The sequence below is a fragment of the Salmonella sp. 32100201201700099SM genome (genome assembly GCF_017572645.1).
GTDB classification, from domain to species: domain Bacteria; phylum Pseudomonadota; class Gammaproteobacteria; order Enterobacterales; family Enterobacteriaceae; genus Salmonella; species Salmonella enterica.
In genome coordinates, this window is the sequence record NZ_JAGERQ010000022.1 from 1 (window position 1) to 1,677 (window position 1,677).

Consider the following 1,677-nt stretch of genomic DNA (forward strand, 5'->3'; position numbering starts at 1 on the left):
GACGAAAAATGAATACCAAGTCTCAAGAGTGAACACGTAATTCATTACGAAGTTTAATTCATTGAGCATCAAACTTTTAAATTGAAGAGTTTGATCATGGCTCAGATTGAACGCTGGCGGCAGGCCTAACACATGCAAGTCGAACGGTAACAGGAAGCAGCTTGCTGCTTTGCTGACGAGTGGCGGACGGGTGAGTAATGTCTGGGAAACTGCCTGATGGAGGGGGATAACTACTGGAAACGGTGGCTAATACCGCATAACGTCGCAAGACCAAAGAGGGGGACCTTCGGGCCTCTTGCCATCAGATGTGCCCAGATGGGATTAGCTTGTTGGTGAGGTAACGGCTCACCAAGGCGACGATCCCTAGCTGGTCTGAGAGGATGACCAGCCACACTGGAACTGAGACACGGTCCAGACTCCTACGGGAGGCAGCAGTGGGGAATATTGCACAATGGGCGCAAGCCTGATGCAGCCATGCCGCGTGTATGAAGAAGGCCTTCGGGTTGTAAAGTACTTTCAGCGGGGAGGAAGGTGTTGTGGTTAATAACCGCAGCAATTGACGTTACCCGCAGAAGAAGCACCGGCTAACTCCGTGCCAGCAGCCGCGGTAATACGGAGGGTGCAAGCGTTAATCGGAATTACTGGGCGTAAAGCGCACGCAGGCGGTCTGTCAAGTCGGATGTGAAATCCCCGGGCTCAACCTGGGAACTGCATTCGAAACTGGCAGGCTTGAGTCTTGTAGAGGGGGGTAGAATTCCAGGTGTAGCGGTGAAATGCGTAGAGATCTGGAGGAATACCGGTGGCGAAGGCGGCCCCCTGGACAAAGACTGACGCTCAGGTGCGAAAGCGTGGGGAGCAAACAGGATTAGATACCCTGGTAGTCCACGCCGTAAACGATGTCTACTTGGAGGTTGTGCCCTTGAGGCGTGGCTTCCGGAGCTAACGCGTTAAGTAGACCGCCTGGGGAGTACGGCCGCAAGGTTAAAACTCAAATGAATTGACGGGGGCCCGCACAAGCGGTGGAGCATGTGGTTTAATTCGATGCAACGCGAAGAACCTTACCTGGTCTTGACATCCACGGAAGTTTTCAGAGATGAGAATGTGCCTTCGGGAACCGTGAGACAGGTGCTGCATGGCTGTCGTCAGCTCGTGTTGTGAAATGTTGGGTTAAGTCCCGCAACGAGCGCAACCCTTATCCTTTGTTGCCAGCGGTCCGGCCGGGAACTCAAAGGAGACTGCCAGTGATAAACTGGAGGAAGGTGGGGATGACGTCAAGTCATCATGGCCCTTACGACCAGGGCTACACACGTGCTACAATGGCGCATACAAAGAGAAGCGACCTCGCGAGAGCAAGCGGACCTCATAAAGTGCGTCGTAGTCCGGATTGGAGTCTGCAACTCGACTCCATGAAGTCGGAATCGCTAGTAATCGTGGATCAGAATGCCACGGTGAATACGTTCCCGGGCCTTGTACACACCGCCCGTCACACCATGGGAGTGGGTTGCAAAAGAAGTAGGTAGCTTAACCTTCGGGAGGGCGCTTACCACTTTGTGATTCATGACTGGGGTGAAGTCGTAACAAGGTAACCGTAGGGGAACCTGCGGTTGGATCACCTCCTTACCTTAAAGAAGCGTACTTTGCAGTGCTCACACAGATTGTCTGATGAAAAACGAGNAG

At 53.2% G+C, this 1,677-nt stretch carries 1 rRNA gene; it reads left to right on the forward strand.

Annotation, left to right across the window (positions count from 1 at the left end):
• Positions 1 to 78 precede the first annotated feature (78 nt).
• Positions 79 to 1,620, forward strand: a 16S ribosomal RNA gene (locus tag J4685_RS22245).
• The last annotated feature ends 57 nt before the right edge of the window (positions 1,621 to 1,677 follow it).